Below are 15,806 nucleotides of genomic sequence, written 5' to 3'. Positions count from 1 at the left end.
GAACCAGTTGCCGAAGGTCATCCAGGGTGTCAGGTTCCGCAATGGCGTCGAGGTCAAGGAGACGCCAGCACAGACCGCCGCCTGATCGGCTGGCCGTCACCCAGTTTCCCGCGTAGCTCTGGGGTATGGGTCAGGTAGACCTTCATGGCGCGCGTCCTCCCGCTCCTGCCTCCTCCCTCCCACGCCAGCGGCATCGGCGCAACGCGGCGCCCTGCCCCCGCCCCGCCGGCGCACCGGACCCGGGCCGGCAGGGCCTGCGGCCGGGCGCTTGGCCACCCCGCCCGGGCGTGGTGAATTGGCAGCATGACGCATCCGCTTCCGGCCATCCTGGCCCATCTCGACGAGACCGCGCCCGCCGCGCGCGACCGCCTGATCGACTGGCTCCGCATCCCCAGCATCAGCGCCCAGCCGGCCCATGCCGGCGATTGTGGGCGCGCCGCAGACTGGGTGCGCGAGCAGCTCCAGGGCATGGGCTTCACCGCCTCCGTCCGCCCGACCGCCGGCCATCCGGTGGTGGTCGGCCACCATCCCGGCCCCGGCGGCAACGCCCCGCATCTGCTTTTCTACGGCCATTACGACGTGCAGCCGGCCGATCCGCTGGAGCTCTGGACCTCCCCGCCCTTCGAGCCGGCGGTGGTCGAGGGGCCGCACGGCCCGCGCGTGGTCGCCCGCGGCGCGGTGGACGACAAGGGCCAGTGCGCCATGTGGCTCGATGCGCTGCGCGCCTGGCATGCCGTTGCCGGCGGCCCGCCCTGCCGGATCACGGTGCTGATCGAGGGCGAGGAGGAGGTCGGCAGCCCCAGCCTCGACGCCTTCCTCGCGGCCAACCGGGAGGAGCTGAAGGCCGATATCGCCGTCATCAGCGACACCGGCATGTGGGACATCGACACGCCGGCCATCACCACCAGCCTGCGCGGCATGGTCTATTCCCAGATCGATGTCCGCGCGGCGGGCCGCGACCTGCATTCCGGCATGTATGGCGGCTCCGCCCGCAACGTCATCAACCTGCTGACGCAAATCCTGGGCGAGTTGCATGACGAGAACGGTCGCATCCGGATCCCCGGCTTCTATGACGGGGTGAAGGAGCTGACCAATGCCCAGCGCGTGGAATGGGACGCGCTCGGCTTCGACGAGAAGGCTTATCTCGGCGATATCGGCCTCTCCATCCCGGTCGGCGAGAAGGGCCGCAGCGCGCTCGAGCGCCTCTGGGCCCGGCCGACGGCCGACATCAACGGCATCTGGGGCGGCTATACCGGGGAGGGCAGCAAGACCGTCATCGCGGCGGAGGCGCATGCCAAGCTCTCCTGCCGCCTCGTCCCCGGGCAGGACCCGCAGAAGGTGGCGGAGGGCATCCGGCAGTTCGTGCAGGACCGGCTGCCGGCCGACTGCACGGCGGAAGTGCAGGTCTTCAGCACCACCCCGGGGATCGAGGTGCCGGCCGACAGCCGCTGGGTGCAGGCGGCGCGGCGCGCCCTCTCGGCCGAATACGGCAAGCCCGCCATCCTGATGGGCTGCGGCGGCTCCATCCCGGTGGTGGAGAGCCTGAAGCGGCTGCTCGGCCTGGACAGCCTGCTGGTCGGCTTCGGCCTGAACGACGACCAGGTGCACAGCCCGAACGAGAAATTCGAGTTGCGCTGCCTGCACCAGGGCGCCCGCAGCCATGCCCGGCTGCTGGCCGAGATGGCGGGTTAGGCCAATGCGGGGTGGCCGGGCCCGGCCACCCCACCCGTCACGGCAGCATCTTCCCCGGGTTCATCCACCCCTCCGGGTCGATCGCCTGCTTCACCGCCCGCATCAGCTCCAGCGCCACCGGGTTCTTGTGCGTCGCCATGGCGTGCCGCTTGCTCTGGCCGATGCCGTGCTCGGCCGAGAAGCTGCCGCCCAGCGAGACGGCGATGGCGTTCACCAGCGGCTCCATCTCCGCCGCCCGCTCCACCCAGGCCGCGCGGTCCGTCCAGCCCTCCGGCGCATGCAGCGAGAGGTGGATGTTGCCGTCCCCCGCATGGCCGATTGCCGCCATGCGCCCTTCCGGCCAGCGGGCCTTCAGCTCCCGCTCCGCCGTGTTGACGAAATCCGGCACGGCCGAGACGGGCACGGCCGTGTCGGTGCCGACCGCCGGCCCCTCGCGGCGCGAGCAGTCCGGATAGTCCTCCCGGATCTTCCAGATCATGGCGCGCTGCGCCTCGCTCTCGGCGATGACGGCGTCCAGCGCCTCGCCGCCCTCCAGCGCCTCGGCCAGCGCCTCCTCCAGCATCGCGCGAAGCGGCACGCTCTCATGCGCCGCGGCGATCTCCACCATCACGTACCAGGGCGCCTCCAGCGGCAGGGGCATGCGCAGCCCTACGCCGTGCCGCGCCGCCATCTCCATGCAGAAGCGGGCGCAGAGCTCGAAGCCGATCAGCTCCGCCCCACTCGCCATGACGCGGGAGAAGAGCGAGAGCGCGGCGTCCGGGCTCGGCACCGCGACGAAGGCGCTCTCGACCCGCTTCAGGGCGGGGACCAGGCGCAGCGCGGCGGCGGTGATGACGCCGAGCGTCCCCTCCCCGCCGATGAAGAGGTGCCGGAGCGCATAGCCGCTGTTGTCCTTGCGGACGCGCCGGAGGTCGTCCAGCACGCGGCCGTCCGGCAGCACCACCTCCAGCCCCAGCACCAGCTCCCGCGCATTGCCCCAGCGCAGCGTCCGGATGCCCCCGGCATTGGTGGACAACATGCCGCCGATCTGCGCCGTGCCCTGGGCGCCCCACTGGATCGGGAAGAGCCGCCCAGCCTCGGCCGCCGCCTGCTGCACGGCCTGCACGACGCAGCCGGCCTCGGCGACGATGGAGAAGTCCCGCGCATCGACGTGCCGGATGCGGTTCAGCCGCTCGAGCGACAGGACGACGGAGGGCGGCCCGTTCTCCGGCGCCACCGCCCCGCCGCAAAGGCCGGTGCGGCCGCCGGCCGGGACGATGGCGAGGCCGAGCGCGCCGCAGCGCTGCACGACCTCGGCCACCTCCGCGGTGGTGCCGGGGCGCGCGACGGCCAGCGGCTGGCCGCGCCAGGTGCCGCGCCAATCGACGGCATAGGGGGCGATGTCACTGGCATCCTGGAGGACGTTCCTGGGGCCGACGACGTCGGCCAGCATGTCGAGCGGGCTCATTGCCCCCGCATCCTCCGCCGCGCGCCCCGGCGCTTCAACCCCCCTGGCCTCTCTGGCGCCGCCGCGCTTCACTGCCGGCCGAATCACGGGGGAAATGCTGCAATGCACAAGGATGCCAGCCGATGACCGACTCCGTCCCGCTGAGCGCCGATTACGTGGTGGTGGGGGCCGGCTCGGCCGGCTGTGCCGTGGCGGCACGGCTCTCGGAGGACCCTTCCGTCCGGGTCGTGCTGCTGGAGGCCGGCTCGCGCGATCGCAGCCCCTGGCTGCATGTGCCGATCGGCTATGCCAAGACCATGTACCACCCCACCCTCTCCTGGAACCTGATGACGGAGCCGGAGCCGGAGCTGGAGGGGCGGCGCATCGCCTGGCCGCGCGGCCGCACCCTGGGCGGCTCCTCCGCCATCAACGGCCTGCTCTATGTCCGTGGCCAGAAGGAGGATTACGACCACTGGCGCCAGCTCGGCTGCACCGGCTGGTCCTTCGAGGACGTGCTCCCCTATTTCCGGCGGAGCGAGGACCAGGAGCGCGGCGCCTCCGAGCTGCACGGCAAGGGCGGGCCGCTCGCCGTCTCCGACCTGCGGGACCGCAATCCGCTCGCGCTGGCCTTCATCGAGGCCGCGGCGGAGCTGGGCTTCCCGCGCAACGACGACTTCAACGGCGCGGAGCAGGAGGGCGCGGGCTTCTACCAGGTGACGGCCCGCAATGGCTGGCGCTGCAGCTCGGCCAAGGCCTATCTCAGGCCCGCGCGCAACCGGCCGAACCTCATCGTGGTGACGGATGCGCACAGCAACGGGCTGGTGATGGAGGGCCGGCGCGCCGCCGGCGTCACCTTCACCCGCCATGGCGCGAAGCTGACCATCAGGGCGGAGCGGGAGGTGATCCTCTCGGCCGGCGCCATCGCCTCCCCACATCTCCTGCTGCTCTCGGGCATCGGCCCGGCCGAGCACCTGCAGGCGGTGGGCGTGCCGGTGGTGCATGACCTGAAGCAGGTCGGGCGCAACCTGCAGGACCACTTCCAGGCGCGGCTGGCCTTCCGCGTGAAGGGTCCGGGCAGCCTGAACACCCGTGTCGGCAGCCTGCTCGGCCGCGCGCTGATGGGGGCGGAATTCGCCCTGCGCCGGACCGGCCCGCTGACGGTCAGCGCCGGTACGGCGGGACTCTTCGCGCGCGTCCTGCCGGGCAGCGCGACGCCCGACGTGCAGTACCATTTCCTGCCCTTCAGCACCTCGAAGACCATGCTGGAACTGCACGACTTCCCCGGCATGACCATCAGCGCCTGCCAGCTCCGCCCGGAGAGCCGCGGCACCATCACGCTGAAGAGCCCGGACCCGGTGGAGAAGGCACTGATCCACGCCAACTACCTCGCCACCGAGACCGACCGGCGCTGCATGGTGGAGGGCATCAAGCTCGGCCGCCGCTTGGCGCGGACCAGGGCCTTCGCCGGCATCATCGAGGAGGAGGTGGTGCCGGGCGCGGCCGCGGCGAGCGACGAGGAGATCCTCGGCTTCATCCGCCGCACCGGCATGACGATCTACCACCCGAGCGGCACCTGCCGCATGGGCGGTGATCCGGAGAGCGTGGTGGACCCGGAGCTGCGCGTGCGAGGGATCGAGGGGCTGCGGGTCGCCGACGCCTCGATCATGCCGACCGTCGTCTCGGGCAACACCAACGCGCCCAGCATTATGATCGGCGAGAAATGCGCCGACCTGGTGAAGGCGGCGGCGAAGGTGAAGCTGGCGGCGTGAGGCCGTGCCTCCCCCGACTGGCGGGGGAGGCCTTTCCTCCCCCAAGGCCGGCAGGCGCGCCCCACGGCCGGCGGGCTGCCGTGTTGCGCACGGCCGAGCGGTTCAGCCCGGCATCGCCACGCCCGGCGCATCCGCAGCATGGGGCATGGGCCCGTTCACGGCCGAAGCCCCGCCGCATCGATCCGCGCCTTGATGCCCCGCAGCATGGCCGGCGGGTATTGCGCCGCCTCCCCGGCCAGGGCGCAGGCCTCCTCCAGCAGGCGCTCGCGCGGTACCACGCGGTTCACCAGCCGCAGCGCCTGCGCCTCCGCTGCCTCCACCGAACGGCCGGTCGCCAGCAATTCGAATGCGTCCTTGGGGCCGAGATGTCGCAGCAATTGCGGTGCCACCAGGGTCGGCCAGATGCCGTGCCGCGCCTCCGGCCAGGTGATGCGCAGATCCTCGGCCGCCACCACCATGTCGCAGCCGAGCATGAGCGAGGCGCCCATCCCGACCACGCGCCCATGCACCGCCGCGACCACCGGCTTGCCGATGCTGCCGGCCGCGGCGAGGACCGCATCGGCCAGCGCGGCGCGCGCCTGCCAGGCCGGTTCGTCGGCGGCCAGCGCGCGGCGTTCCTCCAGGTCACCGCCGGCGCAGAAACCGGCCCCCTCGCCCGCCAGCACCACGGCGGAGACCGCGGCATCCGCATCGGCCGCGCGCAGCGCCTCCACCAGCGCCGAACACAGGGCCATGCTCAGTGCGTTGCGCTTCTCCGGCCGGTTCAGGCGCAAGAGCCGGACGGCACCGCGTGATTCGACGAGCAGCATCCAAGATTCCGGGGCAAGGCATTCCCCGGACCCCCAATCTATGTCTGTGGGTTTGCCCGTATCACCCGCGAGCCCAATTGACGACCCAGGACCTGCTCCGCTTCCAGCCCTGCGGCGCGCAGCGCAGCCAGGTCCAGGCCGGTGGCATGGCCCATCGCCTCCAGCAGGGTTGCCAGGTCCTCGGTGCAGGTATTGCCGGTGAAGCCCTCACCATAGGCGATCCGCGCCGGATGCCCGCCCGTGCCGCCCAGCGCGCAATCGGCATGGGTCAGCCCGGCCTCGATGGCGGCCAGCGTGTTGGCGATGCCCGTTCCGCGGCTGTCGTGGAAATGCGCGATGAAGGTCGCGGTCGGCAGCGCACCGTGCAGCCAGCCGATCAGGTCGCGCACCCGCGGCGGCGTCGCGCTGCCGATCGTGTCGCCGATCGCGATCCGCGTCACGCCGAGTTCCGCGAAGCGCCGCGCATCCTCCAGCACCCGCTCCTGCGGCGTCGGCCCCTCGAAGGGGCAGTCGAAGGCGACGCTGATGGTGCCGACCAGGGTGAAGGCGTTGCCTGCCAGCGCCGCCATCTCCGCCACTTGGTCCCACTGCTCCGCGCGGGAACGGCGAAGGTTGCGCTGCGAATGCCCCTCGCTGGCCGAGACGAGCAGGGAGATCTCCTCCGGCCCCCAGCCGCCCTCCCGCGCCGCCAGCGCCCGCCGCACCGCCTGGGGGTTCGGGCAGGTCGCCTTGAACAGCACGCCCGGCCGGCGACGCACCCTCTTCAGCACCGTCTCGGCATCGGCGAATTGCGGTACCTGCTGCGGATGCGCGAAGCTGGTGATCTCGATCCGGCGGAAGCCGCAATCGGCGATCCGCTCGATCATCGCGATCTTGGCCTCGGCCGGGATGATCGCCTCTTCATGCTGCAGCCCGTCGCGCGCGAAGCACTCGCACAGCACCACCTGCGGTCCGTGCGGCGCCGCGCCGGATGCGATCTCCTCCATCTCCGCAACGGTCGGTGCGTCGCTCATCGGCAGAGTTCCCTCAGGATGGTGATGGCGGCCTCCGGGTCGCGCGCCGTGCGCGCACCGCCGGACGCCAGGGCGTCGAGCTTGGCCGCGGCGGTCTCCCGCTCGGCCCCGGCCAGCGCGCCGGCATGGCCCATGCGCCGGCCCGGCGGCGCATGGCGCCCGACCAGCATGGCGACCACCGGCTTGCTGCAATGCGGGATGGCCTCGGCCAGCGCGTATTCCTTGTCGCCGCCGATCTCGCCGCAATAGAGCACGGCCCCAACGCGCGGATCGGCCGAGAGCGCCTCCAGCCATTCATGCGGGTTGCGGCCGCAGATGGTGTCGCCACCGATATGCGCCACCAGGCGCTGCCCGATGCCGGCGGCGGTCAGCAGCCGCGCCATGGTCAGGGTCAGCGTGCCGCTGCGGCACAGCACGGCGACCGGGCCGGGCGAGCAGAAGGATGGCGCGATGGAACCGAGCAGGCCTTCGCCGGGCATGCAGAGGCCGAGCGTGTTCGGCCCCACCATCCAGGACCCCGCAGCCCGCGCCGCCTGCGCCGCGCGCAATGCGTCATGCACCGGGACGTATTCCGCCGCGACCACGAGGAGCGGGATGCCCGCCGCCGCGCGCACCGCATCCAGCACGCCCTCGGGCGGCGTGTAGATCACCGCGGCATCGGCGGGCTCCGGCAGTTCCCGCACGTCATCATGGAGCGGCAGCCCATCCGCCGCCTCGCCGCCGCGGCCGAGCGCGATGCCGGCGACGAGGTTGGTCCCGGCCTCCCGCATCGCCGCCACCTGCGCGGCGGCGTAGCGGCCGGTCGGGTTGAACACCACCACGCGTCGGGGGAAGCTGGACAGGAAAGGCGCCATGATCACGGAGGGGACGGTGCGGCTCGCGGAGCATGATGGCAAGAGACTGCTGCGGCGCCATGGCGTGCCGGTCCCCCGCGGCATGCTGCTGCACGGCATGCCATCCGCGGAGGCGCACGGACTCCTGAAGGCGCAGGTGCTGGAAGGGGGCCGAGGCAAGCGCGGCCTTGTGCGCCGCAGCATCGAAGGAGAGGCGCCCGCGGCGGCGGCGGCGATCCGCGCCGCGCTCGGCGATCCCGCCGCGCCCCTGCTGCTCGAGGACGCGGTGCCGATGGCGCGGGAGGTCTATCTCGCCCTCCGCATCGACGGCACCGCGCAATGCATCGAGCTGCTCTGCGCGCCCGAGGGCGGCATCGAGGTCGAGCACACGGGACGCCTGCTGCGCTGCGGCATCGAGCCGGAGGCGCCCGGCGCGCTCGAAGCCGCCCATGCCGCGCTGCGGGCCGGCTTCCGGCCCGACCTCGCCGCGCGGCTCGCCCGGTTGGCGCTGCGCCTCGCCCGCATCCTGCGGGCCGAGGATCTCGAGCTGCTGGAGATCAACCCGCTCGGCCTGCTGTCGGATGGGCAATTCGTAGCCTGCGACGTAAAGGCGGTTCGCGACGATGCGGCGCTGTTCCGCCATGACGTACCGGCGCTCTCCGCTGCTCTGGAGGCCGCGGCGCTGACCCCGTTGGAGCGCCGCGCGCGGGACCAGGGCTTCCAGCTCGTCGAGCTGCCGGGCGGCACGGTGGCGATGGTCACCGCCGGCGCGGGCCTCGGCATGCTGATGCTCGACCTGTTGGCCGATGCCGGTTGCCCCGCCGTCTGCTTCATGGACAACGCCCGTGGCGGTCCGGCCGAGACCATGCCGGAACGCCTGGCAGCCGCCTTCGAGATCGCGGAGCGGCCGGAGGTGAAGGCGGTGATGTTCTTTACCACTCTCGCCTCCCGCAGGCTCAGGGCCCGCGTCGAGGCGCTGGCGGCCGCGCTGCGCGCCAAACCACCCGGGAAACCCTTCCTCGCCGGCATTGCCGCCGGCCATGCGGCGCTGCACGGCTATCCTCTGGAACAGGCGCGTGCCGATCTCGCCGCGGTGGGCGTGGCCGCGCTGCACGACAACCCGCACGATCTCGTGCGCGCGGTCGCGGCGGCGGTGCGGGGATAGCGGCCGCAGCGCGACCGAACCGCCATGCCGCTTACGGCGAAGGACCGCGGGGGCGCCAGACGGCGCGCGCCGGGACGGGCACCCGGACGGGGCGCAGGGCCGCCCAGGGGCTGGCCGAGAGGCTGCCCCGGCCGCCACGCGGCTCGGCCTCGGAAGCCAGCCCGAGTGCGATGGCGAATTGCGCGGCACCGAAGGTCAGCCCGCTGAAGAGCCAGAGCAGGCAGACCGGCAGCAGACCGGACCGTGCGGGATGCAGCAGCGCGCCGACTCCGCCCGGATCGGCGAGCAGCAGCGCCGTGACGAAGATGGTGGCGATGCCGAAGCCGATCGCGGCATGCAGCGCCAGGAAGCGGACAAGCATCATGCGCGTCCAGCGCCCTGGCCGGGCCGCGGTTCCCGGCCGGTGCATCAGCCAGCCCGCACCGTCGCGTGCGGCGCCAGCCAGCCCATGCTGGCCTCCGGCTCGGCATCCGTCGTCGGCAGGTAGGGCTTGATGTCGAGCAGCGGCGTGCCGTTCGCGCAATCGAGATTGGTCACGCGCAGCACCCCGGGCGCGGCGAAGCCATGGAACCGCACGACGGAGAGCGCGACGGGGTTCGGCCGGAAGGGCGCGCGCGTGGCGAAGACACCGCGGGGCCGGTCGTCGAAGGGCGGGGTGAAGCTCAGCTTCGGCGCCGGCGCCCGGTCCATCCAGTAGAGCAGGATGAGGTGGCTGAAGCCTTCCAGGCCCAGCAGCCCCTCCCGGTATTCGGGCGCGACCACGGCGCGGCATTCCGGCGGCGGGTCCGGCTGGCGGCCGTTGCGCGGGCAATCGCCGGGCGTTGCCCAGGGCGTCTCCAGATTGCCGATCGGGGTCATCGTCAAATGGGCCACGCATCCGCTCCCGGCCGTTCGCCGCGGAGATGGTTCCGCCCCGCCCTCCCGGCAACAGGCATGATGCCACCTGCGGCAGATCCGGTCATGCCTTGGCGGGCGGCGGCACCACGGCGGTGCCGAGCAGCGCCGCGATCTCGGCCTCGGCATAGCCCGCCTCCGCCAGCACCTCCCGCGCATCGGCCGAGAGGCGCGGCGCCAGGGGCAACTCATCCGGCCCGGCGGAGGAGAAGGTGACGGGGCGGCCGAGGCCGGTCATCGGCCCCTCGGTCGGATGCACCTCCCGGCGCAGCAGCCCGGTTTCCCAGAGATGCGGATCCTCCAGCAGCCCCTCGATGGTGGCGTAGGGCATGGCGGGAATCTCCCGCCTGCGGAACTCGGCCGCCCATTCGGCTGTCGTGCGGGTGCGGAGCGCCTGCGCCCGCAGCGTGAAATACGCCTCCACATGGCGGAAGCGCGCGACCACGCTGTTGAAGCGCGGGTCCTCCTTCAGCTCCGGCCGGCCGATCGCCTCGAAGAAGGCGAAAGCCTGGGCATCGGTATTGGCGGAGACGGCGATGTAGCCGTCCTTCGTCGGGATCGGCTTCGCATCCGGGTTCATCACGCGCGGATCGCCGGTCGGCCCCGCCGGCTCGAAGGTGCGGCGGAACATGTGCTCGGTGAGGACGAAATGCGCCATGCTCTCATACATCGGCACTTCGATCGCCTGGCCCTCCCCGCTCCGCTCCCGCGCGAAGAGCGCGGCGGTGATGGCCTGGCTGGCGATGATGCCGGTGATGTGGTCGCAGAGCACGAAGGGGGCGAAGCGCGGCTCCCCCAGCACCCGGCCGAGCGCCGCGGCGAAGCCGGACATGCCCTGGATGATGGTGTCATAGGCCGGGCTGTCGTGGTGCCGGCCACGGCTGCCGAAGCCGGCGATGACACAGAAGACGAGGCGCGGGTTGCGCGGCCGCAGCGCCTCCCAGGTGATGCCGAGGCGGGCCAGCGCGCCGCCGCGCATGTTGGTGACCAGCACATCGGCCTGCTCTGCCAGCCGCAGCAGCACCGCCTTGCCCTCGGCGGTCTTGAGGTCCACGGCGATGCTGCGCTTGCCGCGGTTGAAGTGGATGAATTTCGGCGACATGTCCGGCGAAGGCGCCGGACCGCCGAGCCTGCGCAGCAGGTCGCCTTCCGGCGATTCCAGCTTGACGACCTGCGCACCCTGCTCGGCGAGGGTGAGCGTGCAGGACGGGCCGACGACGACGGCGGTGAGGTCGAGCACCCTGACGCCGGAGAGCGGGCCGGCCGGCCGGCGCGGCGCCTTCGCGTCCTCCGCCGCGCCGCGCCCGGATGCGCCCGTCATGCCGCGCACTCCGCCAGGCTTTCGAAGGCGAGCCGCCCGGCCTCGTCCAGCGCCCAGAGCCGGATGCGGCCCGGCGCCTCCCGGTGGCAGGCGAGCGTCACCGGCCGGCCGATGAAGAGCGGCCTGCCGGCCCGCGTGGTCACGCTGCGCAGGGGGCCGGGCAGGTGCCGCTTCGCCAGTTCCGACAGCTTCGTCGTGGTGATGCCGCCATTCACCACCAGCGCCGGGTAGCCCTCCACGCCGCGGGCGTAGTCGGCATCGTAGTGGATGCGGTGGCCATTGTTGGTGACGGCGGAGTAGCGGAAGAGCAGCGTGGGATCGGGCGTGAAGCTCTCGCGCAGCGCCTCGGGCGGCAGGTCCGGCGGCGGTGCCTCGGCCGGCGGCGCGCCGGGCCGGGCGGCCTCGCGGTAGACCAGGTCCTGCTCCTCCACCACGCGTTCGCGGCCACCGCTCTCGATGCCATGGCGGATGGTGACGAAGATCATCCGCCCGCTCCGGCCCTGCTTCGGCGTGATGGCGGCGATGCGGGAGACGCGGCGGACCTCGGCGCCCACCGGGATGGGCGCGTTGAACCAGGTTCGGCGGCCGGCGAACATGCGGCGCGGCAGGGGCACGGGCGGCAGGAACTCGCCCTTCATGGGATGGCCATCCGGCCCCAGGCGGGATTGCCGCGCCAGCGGGCCGAAGAGCACCACATGCCAGCCTTCCGGCATCGGCGCGCCGCGGCGGATCGTGGCGGGGTCCTGGTCCAGCAGCGCGGCGAGGCGCCGGAGCAGCACGAGGCTTGCCTCGTCCTCCGTCACCTCCTCGCGGCCGATCCAGCCCTGCAGCGCGCCCTCCTCCATCGGCCTCCCCTCCCCGTTGCGCGCGAGTCTTCGCGGCGGGGCGGAGGCTGTCAAACCAGCTTATCCCCGCGCTGGCCGGACAGCGCGGGGCTGCCCCGGCGGGCCTCCGGCGCGTGGAGGCCGCCCCGCGGCGCCCCGCCTATCGTGGCCGGATGCGCGGATCGCCCCCGGGGGAGCCGGGGGGCGGGATCACCGGCGTGGTGCGCGGGTCTGGCACCGGCACCGGCGCGTGGATGCCGGGATCGATGCCGCGCGGCGGCCGGATCACGCCGGGGGCTGGCGAGGGCGGGCCGGGATGCTCGCGCGGCGCCGGGCGCGGCGCCTCCCGCTCGGCCGGAACGCAGCCGGGCAGGACCAGGGCGAGCGCCACCCAGCCTCCCCGCCACCGCATTCCGGTCCTCCATGCGTAGGCTGCCGCAACGCCCGGAGATGGCCGGGGTTCGGGCAGGCGCTCCCGCCGGAACTCCCGGCCATCCCGCGGCCGAAGCGGAACTGCCATCAGCCGGCCCGCACCGCGCCAGCCTCCAGCAGGGCCGCGATCGTGGCGTCGTCATAGCCGGCCTCGGCCAGGATGGCCGCGCTGTCGGCCCCGAGGCGCGGCGCCGGCGCGCGCTCGCCGCCCGGCGTCGCCGAGAATGTCACCGGCGCCGCCATGCGCCGGAGGCGGCCCTCGCTCGGGTGCTCCTCCGCCTCGAAGAAGCCGGTCGCCAGCAGATGCGGATCCTCGAAGACGGTCTCCAGCGTGTGCACCGGCGTCACCGGCAGGTCCGCCTTCTCCAGCAGGTCCAGCCATTCGGCGGTGCTGCGCGTGCGGAACTCCTCCGCCAGCATCGCCAGCACCTCGTCGATATGCTCGGTGCGCGTCGCATGGCTGGCGAAGCGCGGATCGGTCGAGACCAGGTCCGGCCAGCCGACCGCGGCGCAGAAGGCCCGCCACTGCCGGTCGTTGTAGATCATGGTGCAGACGAAGCCGTCCTTCGTCCGGTATGGCCGCCGGTCGGGCGAGAGCAGCCTTCCATAGCCGCCGGCATCAAGCGGCGGGTCGAAGACCTTGCCGCCGAGATGGTCGCCGAGCACGAAGCTCAGCATGGTCTCGAACATCGGGACCTCGACGAGCTGCCCTTCCCCCGTGCGGGCCTGGTGCACCAGCGCGGCGTTGACGGCGCTTGCCGCCATCAGCCCGGTGATGCGGTCCGCCATGGCGAGCGGGACGTAGCGCGGCTCCCCGCCATTCACCTTCGCATTCAGGCCGGCGATCAGCGCGGCCCCCTGCATCAGGTCGTCATAGGCGGGGCGCGGGCCATAGGGACCGTCCTGGCCATAGCCGAGGACGCTCGCATAGACGATGCGCGGATTGGCCGCCCGCACCGCCTCGTAGTCGAGGCCGAGCCGCGCCATGGCGGCGGGGCGGATATTGGTCACCAGCACATCGGCCGACTGCGCCAGGCGCAGCAGGACCGCCCGCGCCTCGGGCTTCTTGAGGTCGAGCGCGATGCTGCGCTTGCCGCGGTTGATGGTGAGGAACATGCAGCCCATGCCGGGGCTGCGGCCCGGGCCGATCAGGCGGACGACATCGCCCTCCGGCGCCTCCACCTTCGTCACCTCGGCGCCCATCTCCGCCAGGATCTGCGTGCAATAGGGCCCGACCAGCACGGTGGTGAGGTCGAGCACGCGGATCCCCGCGAGTGGTCCTGGCATCGGCACGTTTCCCCAAGCAGCGGCGTTGCGCGGCAGGATACACGCCTGCCGCGCCGCGACGAGGGGGGCGGCCCTCACCGACCCATGTTGATCAGGCCTGCAACCCGCCCCGCAGGGCGGGCTGGGCACCCGGATGGGCGCCGCGGTCCCCCGAGGACGGCGCGGCGCACGGTCCTCGGGACCCGCGATGCGGGCAGTTCACTTATGCCGCGCCTCCGCCAGGTGGTCGAAGCGGTGGGTGTAGCTACCCAGGCCCTGAGTCTGGCTGCGCAGCTCGATGATCAGATCCTGCAGCTCGGCCGCCGGCACCAGCGCCTCCACCGCATCCCACCCCTCCCAGCCTTCCTTCGCGGCATAGCCGAGGATCTGGCCGCGCCGCCCGGTCAGCAGGCGCTGGGCGTTCGGGGTGTATTCGGCCGGCACCGTCACCGTCACCGCATGGATCGGCTCCAGCAGCACCGGCTCGCCCTTGGCCAGCCCCTCCTGCATCGCCATGCGGGTCGCGGTGGCGAAGGCCATGTCGCTGCTGTCAACCGAATGAAAGGTGCCGTCGAGCAGCGTGACGGCGATGTCCACCACGGGATGGCCGAGCGGCCCCTTCTTCGTCGCCTCCTCCGCCGCCTCCCCGACCGCCGGGATGAAACGGCGGGGCACGGCGCCGCCCACCACTTTCTCCTCGAAGGAGAAGCCGGCGCCGCGCGGGCGGGGCTCGATCTGGATCTTCACATCGGCGAATTGCCCATGCCCGCCGGTCTGGCGCTTGAGGCGCGAATGCTGCGTCACGGCATGGCGGATGGTCTCGCGATAGGGAATCTGCGGCCGCACCGTGCGCAGCTTGATGCCGACCGAGTTCGAGAGCCGCTCCAGCGCCGCGCGCAAATGCAGCTCGCCCTGGCCGTGCAGGATGGTCTGGCTGCTCTCGGGGTCCATCACCACCGCCAGCGCCGGATCCTCCTCCGCCAGGCGCTGCAGGGCGCCGGACATGCGGACCTCGTCCTTGCGGTCCTCCAGCACCACTGCCAGGGCATGCACGGCGGGCGGCGGCTTGGGGAAGGGCAAAGGCTCGGCGGCGCCGAGCGTGGCGCCGGTCGTCACCCCCTCCATGCGGCCGAGCGCCACGATCTCACCGGTGGCGGCCTCCGGCACCTTCTGCGCCTCGCCATTCGGGAAGCGGTGCAGGCCGCCGACGCGCTGGCCATCGAGCTGGCCGCCATCCTTCACCGGGCCGCGCCAGATGCGCGCCCAGGAGAGCCGGCCGGCATGGCCGGCATGGACCGTGCGGAAGACCTGCGCGAGCGGCGGTCCCTCCGGCGCGATGCCGCGGCGGTCGGCGGTCTCCTCGGGCCCCGGCACGTCATGCCGCAGCGCCTTCCACAGCCGTTGGACGCCATTGTTGTGCTCCGCCGCGCCGAGCAGGACGGAGACGACGGCGCCATTCAGCTCCCCGGTATGAAGCGGGCGGTAGATCTCGGCCAGTTCCGGCGTCACATCCTCCAGCACCTTCTCCAGCAGCCCGTCGTCATGGTCGGCCAGCGCCTCCAGCAGCTCGGCCCGGGCCTCGGCCTCGCGCTCGCGCATGGCGGCGGGCAGCTCGATCTGCTCGGAAGGGGCGCCGCGGCGGTAGCGATAGGCCCGCTCGCTGACGACATCGACATAGCCGGTGACCTGCTCGCCCTCCCGGATCGGAACCTGGCGGAGTACGAGCTTGCGGCGGGTCTGGGCCTGCAGGGCGGCCAGCGTGTCACGGACGCGGCCATCGAGCTGGTCGATCTTGTTGATGAAGACGACGGCGGGCAGCCCGGCCTCGTCCAGCATCCGGAAGATGGGGCCGAGCGCGGCGGCGCGGCCGGGCGCGGGTTCGGTCACCACCACGGCCAGGTCGGCGACCGTGACGGCGCAGGCGGCGTCATGGGCGAATTCGACCGAGCCGGGACAGTCGAGCAGCGACCAGGGATCGCCGAGATAGCTGGCATGGCCGAGGCGGAGCTCGGTCCCCATGCCGCGTGGCCCGCCGCGGCGGGCCGGGCCGCCGGCAGCGGCGATCAGCGCATCGAACAGCGTCGATTTGCCGCTGCCCTGGGGGCCGATGAGGGCGACGGAACGGGGCCTGGCCCCGCCGGCTGGTCTGCCGCTGGCATCTGGCATGGAACGCTGCCCTCCCCTGCAGGGGCAGGCCGTCGCGGCGCCTAGGCCGGGCGCCGCCGGCCAGCCCGGGTCATCCAGGACCCTTGGTTGCCGCGGGCGTCCAGGCGCCGCCGGGACGGACCCGGGCACCGCGCGTGGGGGAAGCCTAGCGAGGTCCGCCGGCCCGGCGCCACAGCCCTGTCGCAGGCGGACCAAT

At 72.8% G+C, this 15,806-nt stretch carries 14 protein-coding genes; 3 read left to right on the top strand and 11 right to left on the bottom strand.

What is annotated here, in order from left to right:
* The first annotated feature begins 303 nt into the window (after positions 1-303).
* Entirely contained in the window at positions 304-1,692 is a 1,389-nt protein-coding gene (locus tag LHA35_RS19210; protein ID WP_226611100.1) for a dipeptidase, read from the top strand.
* A gap of 37 nt (positions 1,693-1,729) precedes the next feature.
* Here the strand turns inward: LHA35_RS19210 and LHA35_RS19205 are convergent, their stop codons facing one another.
* Entirely contained in the window at positions 1,730-3,139 is a 1,410-nt protein-coding gene (locus tag LHA35_RS19205) for an FAD-binding oxidoreductase (RefSeq protein ID WP_226611098.1), read from the bottom strand.
* Positions 3,140-3,261: 122 nt separating this feature from the next.
* Here LHA35_RS19205 and LHA35_RS19200 point away from each other — a divergent pair, with 122 nt between their 5' ends.
* Positions 3,262-4,887 carry a GMC family oxidoreductase gene (locus tag LHA35_RS19200; RefSeq protein ID WP_226611096.1) on the top strand — a complete coding sequence of 542 codons (1,626 nt, stop codon included), beginning with the start codon at positions 3,262-3,264 and terminating at the stop codon, positions 4,885-4,887.
* A gap of 155 nt (positions 4,888-5,042) precedes the next feature.
* Here LHA35_RS19200 and LHA35_RS19195 read toward each other — a convergent pair whose 3' ends face one another.
* Genes LHA35_RS19195 through LHA35_RS19185 form a run of 3 tightly spaced genes read right to left on the bottom strand, consistent with a single transcriptional unit; the run spans position 5,043 to position 7,563 of the window.
* Positions 5,043-5,696, bottom strand: a complete 654-nt coding sequence (locus tag LHA35_RS19195; RefSeq protein ID WP_226611094.1) for an enoyl-CoA hydratase/isomerase family protein — start codon at positions 5,694-5,696, stop codon at positions 5,043-5,045.
* Between the two features lie 38 nt (positions 5,697-5,734).
* Positions 5,735-6,709 (bottom strand): hydroxymethylglutaryl-CoA lyase, encoded by a 975-nt coding sequence (locus tag LHA35_RS19190; protein ID WP_226611092.1) that lies wholly within the window; start codon positions 6,707-6,709, stop codon positions 5,735-5,737.
* Positions 6,706-7,563, bottom strand: coding sequence for a succinate--CoA ligase subunit alpha (locus LHA35_RS19185; RefSeq protein ID WP_226611089.1), 858 nt, complete (start codon positions 7,561-7,563; stop codon positions 6,706-6,708). Before LHA35_RS19185 ends, LHA35_RS19190 begins: the two co-directional genes overlap by 4 nt.
* On the opposite strand from LHA35_RS19185, the gene LHA35_RS19180 reads away from it, so the two are divergent.
* On the top strand, positions 7,562-8,707 hold the full coding sequence (locus LHA35_RS19180; RefSeq protein ID WP_226611087.1) for an ATP-grasp domain-containing protein: 1,146 nt from the start codon (positions 7,562-7,564) through the stop codon (positions 8,705-8,707). The two genes, LHA35_RS19185 and LHA35_RS19180, sit on opposite strands and share 2 nt — an antisense overlap.
* Positions 8,708-8,738: 31 nt before the next feature.
* On the opposite strand, the gene LHA35_RS19175 is transcribed toward LHA35_RS19180, so the two are convergent.
* The 7 genes from LHA35_RS19175 to LHA35_RS19145 form a co-directional block, all read right to left on the bottom strand.
* The gene (locus LHA35_RS19175; RefSeq protein ID WP_226611085.1) at positions 8,739-9,068 is read right to left on the bottom strand and encodes a hypothetical protein; all 330 of its coding nucleotides are present in this window, start codon (positions 9,066-9,068) and stop codon (positions 8,739-8,741) included.
* Positions 9,069-9,115: 47 nt separating this feature from the next.
* Complete coding sequence (gene tsaA, locus LHA35_RS19170) at positions 9,116-9,580, bottom strand: tRNA (N6-threonylcarbamoyladenosine(37)-N6)-methyltransferase TrmO (protein ID WP_226611082.1); 465 nt, start codon at positions 9,578-9,580, stop codon at positions 9,116-9,118.
* 85 nt (positions 9,581-9,665) lie between these two features.
* Positions 9,666-10,922 (bottom strand): CaiB/BaiF CoA transferase family protein, encoded by a 1,257-nt coding sequence (locus tag LHA35_RS19165; RefSeq protein WP_226611080.1) that lies wholly within the window; start codon positions 10,920-10,922, stop codon positions 9,666-9,668.
* Positions 10,919-11,767, bottom strand: a complete 849-nt coding sequence (locus LHA35_RS19160) for an FAS1-like dehydratase domain-containing protein (RefSeq protein ID WP_226611078.1) — start codon at positions 11,765-11,767, stop codon at positions 10,919-10,921. Before LHA35_RS19160 ends, LHA35_RS19165 begins: the two co-directional genes overlap by 4 nt.
* Before the next feature lie 139 nt (positions 11,768-11,906).
* Complete coding sequence (locus LHA35_RS19155) at positions 11,907-12,158, bottom strand: hypothetical protein (protein WP_226611076.1); 252 nt, start codon at positions 12,156-12,158, stop codon at positions 11,907-11,909.
* A 107-nt stretch (positions 12,159-12,265) separates the two neighbouring features.
* Positions 12,266-13,465 (bottom strand): CaiB/BaiF CoA transferase family protein, encoded by a 1,200-nt coding sequence (locus tag LHA35_RS19150; protein ID WP_226611073.1) that lies wholly within the window; start codon positions 13,463-13,465, stop codon positions 12,266-12,268.
* A gap of 198 nt (positions 13,466-13,663) precedes the next feature.
* Positions 13,664-15,610: an elongation factor G gene (locus LHA35_RS19145; protein ID WP_226611071.1), complete on the bottom strand. Its 1,947-nt coding sequence runs from the start codon at positions 15,608-15,610 to the stop codon at positions 13,664-13,666.
* Positions 15,611-15,806: the final 196 nt, after the last annotated feature.

Origin of the sequence: Roseicella aerolata (genome assembly GCF_020523605.1) — a bacterium.
Lineage (GTDB): Bacteria > Pseudomonadota > Alphaproteobacteria > Acetobacterales > Acetobacteraceae > Paracraurococcus > Paracraurococcus aerolatus.
Note: the sequence above shows the minus strand (reverse complement) of the source record. Positions and strands in the feature narration are given on the sequence as shown.

Bases quoted from the DNA above. Each gene is read 5' to 3' on its own strand.
- LHA35_RS19210 (WP_226611100.1), top strand. From the start codon at position 304: ATGACGCATCCGCTTCCGGCCATCCTGGCCCATCTCGACGAGACCGCG.
- LHA35_RS19205 (WP_226611098.1), bottom strand. From the start codon at position 3,139: ATGAGCCCGCTCGACATGCTGGCCGACGTCGTCGGCCCCAGGAACGTC.
- LHA35_RS19200 (WP_226611096.1), top strand. From the start codon at position 3,262: ATGACCGACTCCGTCCCGCTGAGCGCCGATTACGTGGTGGTGGGGGCC.
- LHA35_RS19195 (WP_226611094.1), bottom strand. From the start codon at position 5,696: ATGCTGCTCGTCGAATCACGCGGTGCCGTCCGGCTCTTGCGCCTGAAC.
- LHA35_RS19190 (WP_226611092.1), bottom strand. From the start codon at position 6,709: ATGAGCGACGCACCGACCGTTGCGGAGATGGAGGAGATCGCATCCGGC.
- LHA35_RS19180 (WP_226611087.1), top strand. From the start codon at position 7,562: ATGATCACGGAGGGGACGGTGCGGCTCGCGGAGCATGATGGCAAGAGA.
- LHA35_RS19185 (WP_226611089.1), bottom strand. From the start codon at position 7,563: ATGGCGCCTTTCCTGTCCAGCTTCCCCCGACGCGTGGTGGTGTTCAAC.
- LHA35_RS19175 (WP_226611085.1), bottom strand. From the start codon at position 9,068: ATGCTTGTCCGCTTCCTGGCGCTGCATGCCGCGATCGGCTTCGGCATC.
- LHA35_RS19165 (WP_226611080.1), bottom strand. From the start codon at position 10,922: ATGACGGGCGCATCCGGGCGCGGCGCGGCGGAGGACGCGAAGGCGCCG.
- LHA35_RS19160 (WP_226611078.1), bottom strand. From the start codon at position 11,767: ATGGAGGAGGGCGCGCTGCAGGGCTGGATCGGCCGCGAGGAGGTGACG.
- LHA35_RS19155 (WP_226611076.1), bottom strand. From the start codon at position 12,158: ATGCGGTGGCGGGGAGGCTGGGTGGCGCTCGCCCTGGTCCTGCCCGGC.
- LHA35_RS19150 (WP_226611073.1), bottom strand. From the start codon at position 13,465: ATGCCAGGACCACTCGCGGGGATCCGCGTGCTCGACCTCACCACCGTG.
- LHA35_RS19145 (WP_226611071.1), bottom strand. From the start codon at position 15,610: ATGCCAGATGCCAGCGGCAGACCAGCCGGCGGGGCCAGGCCCCGTTCC.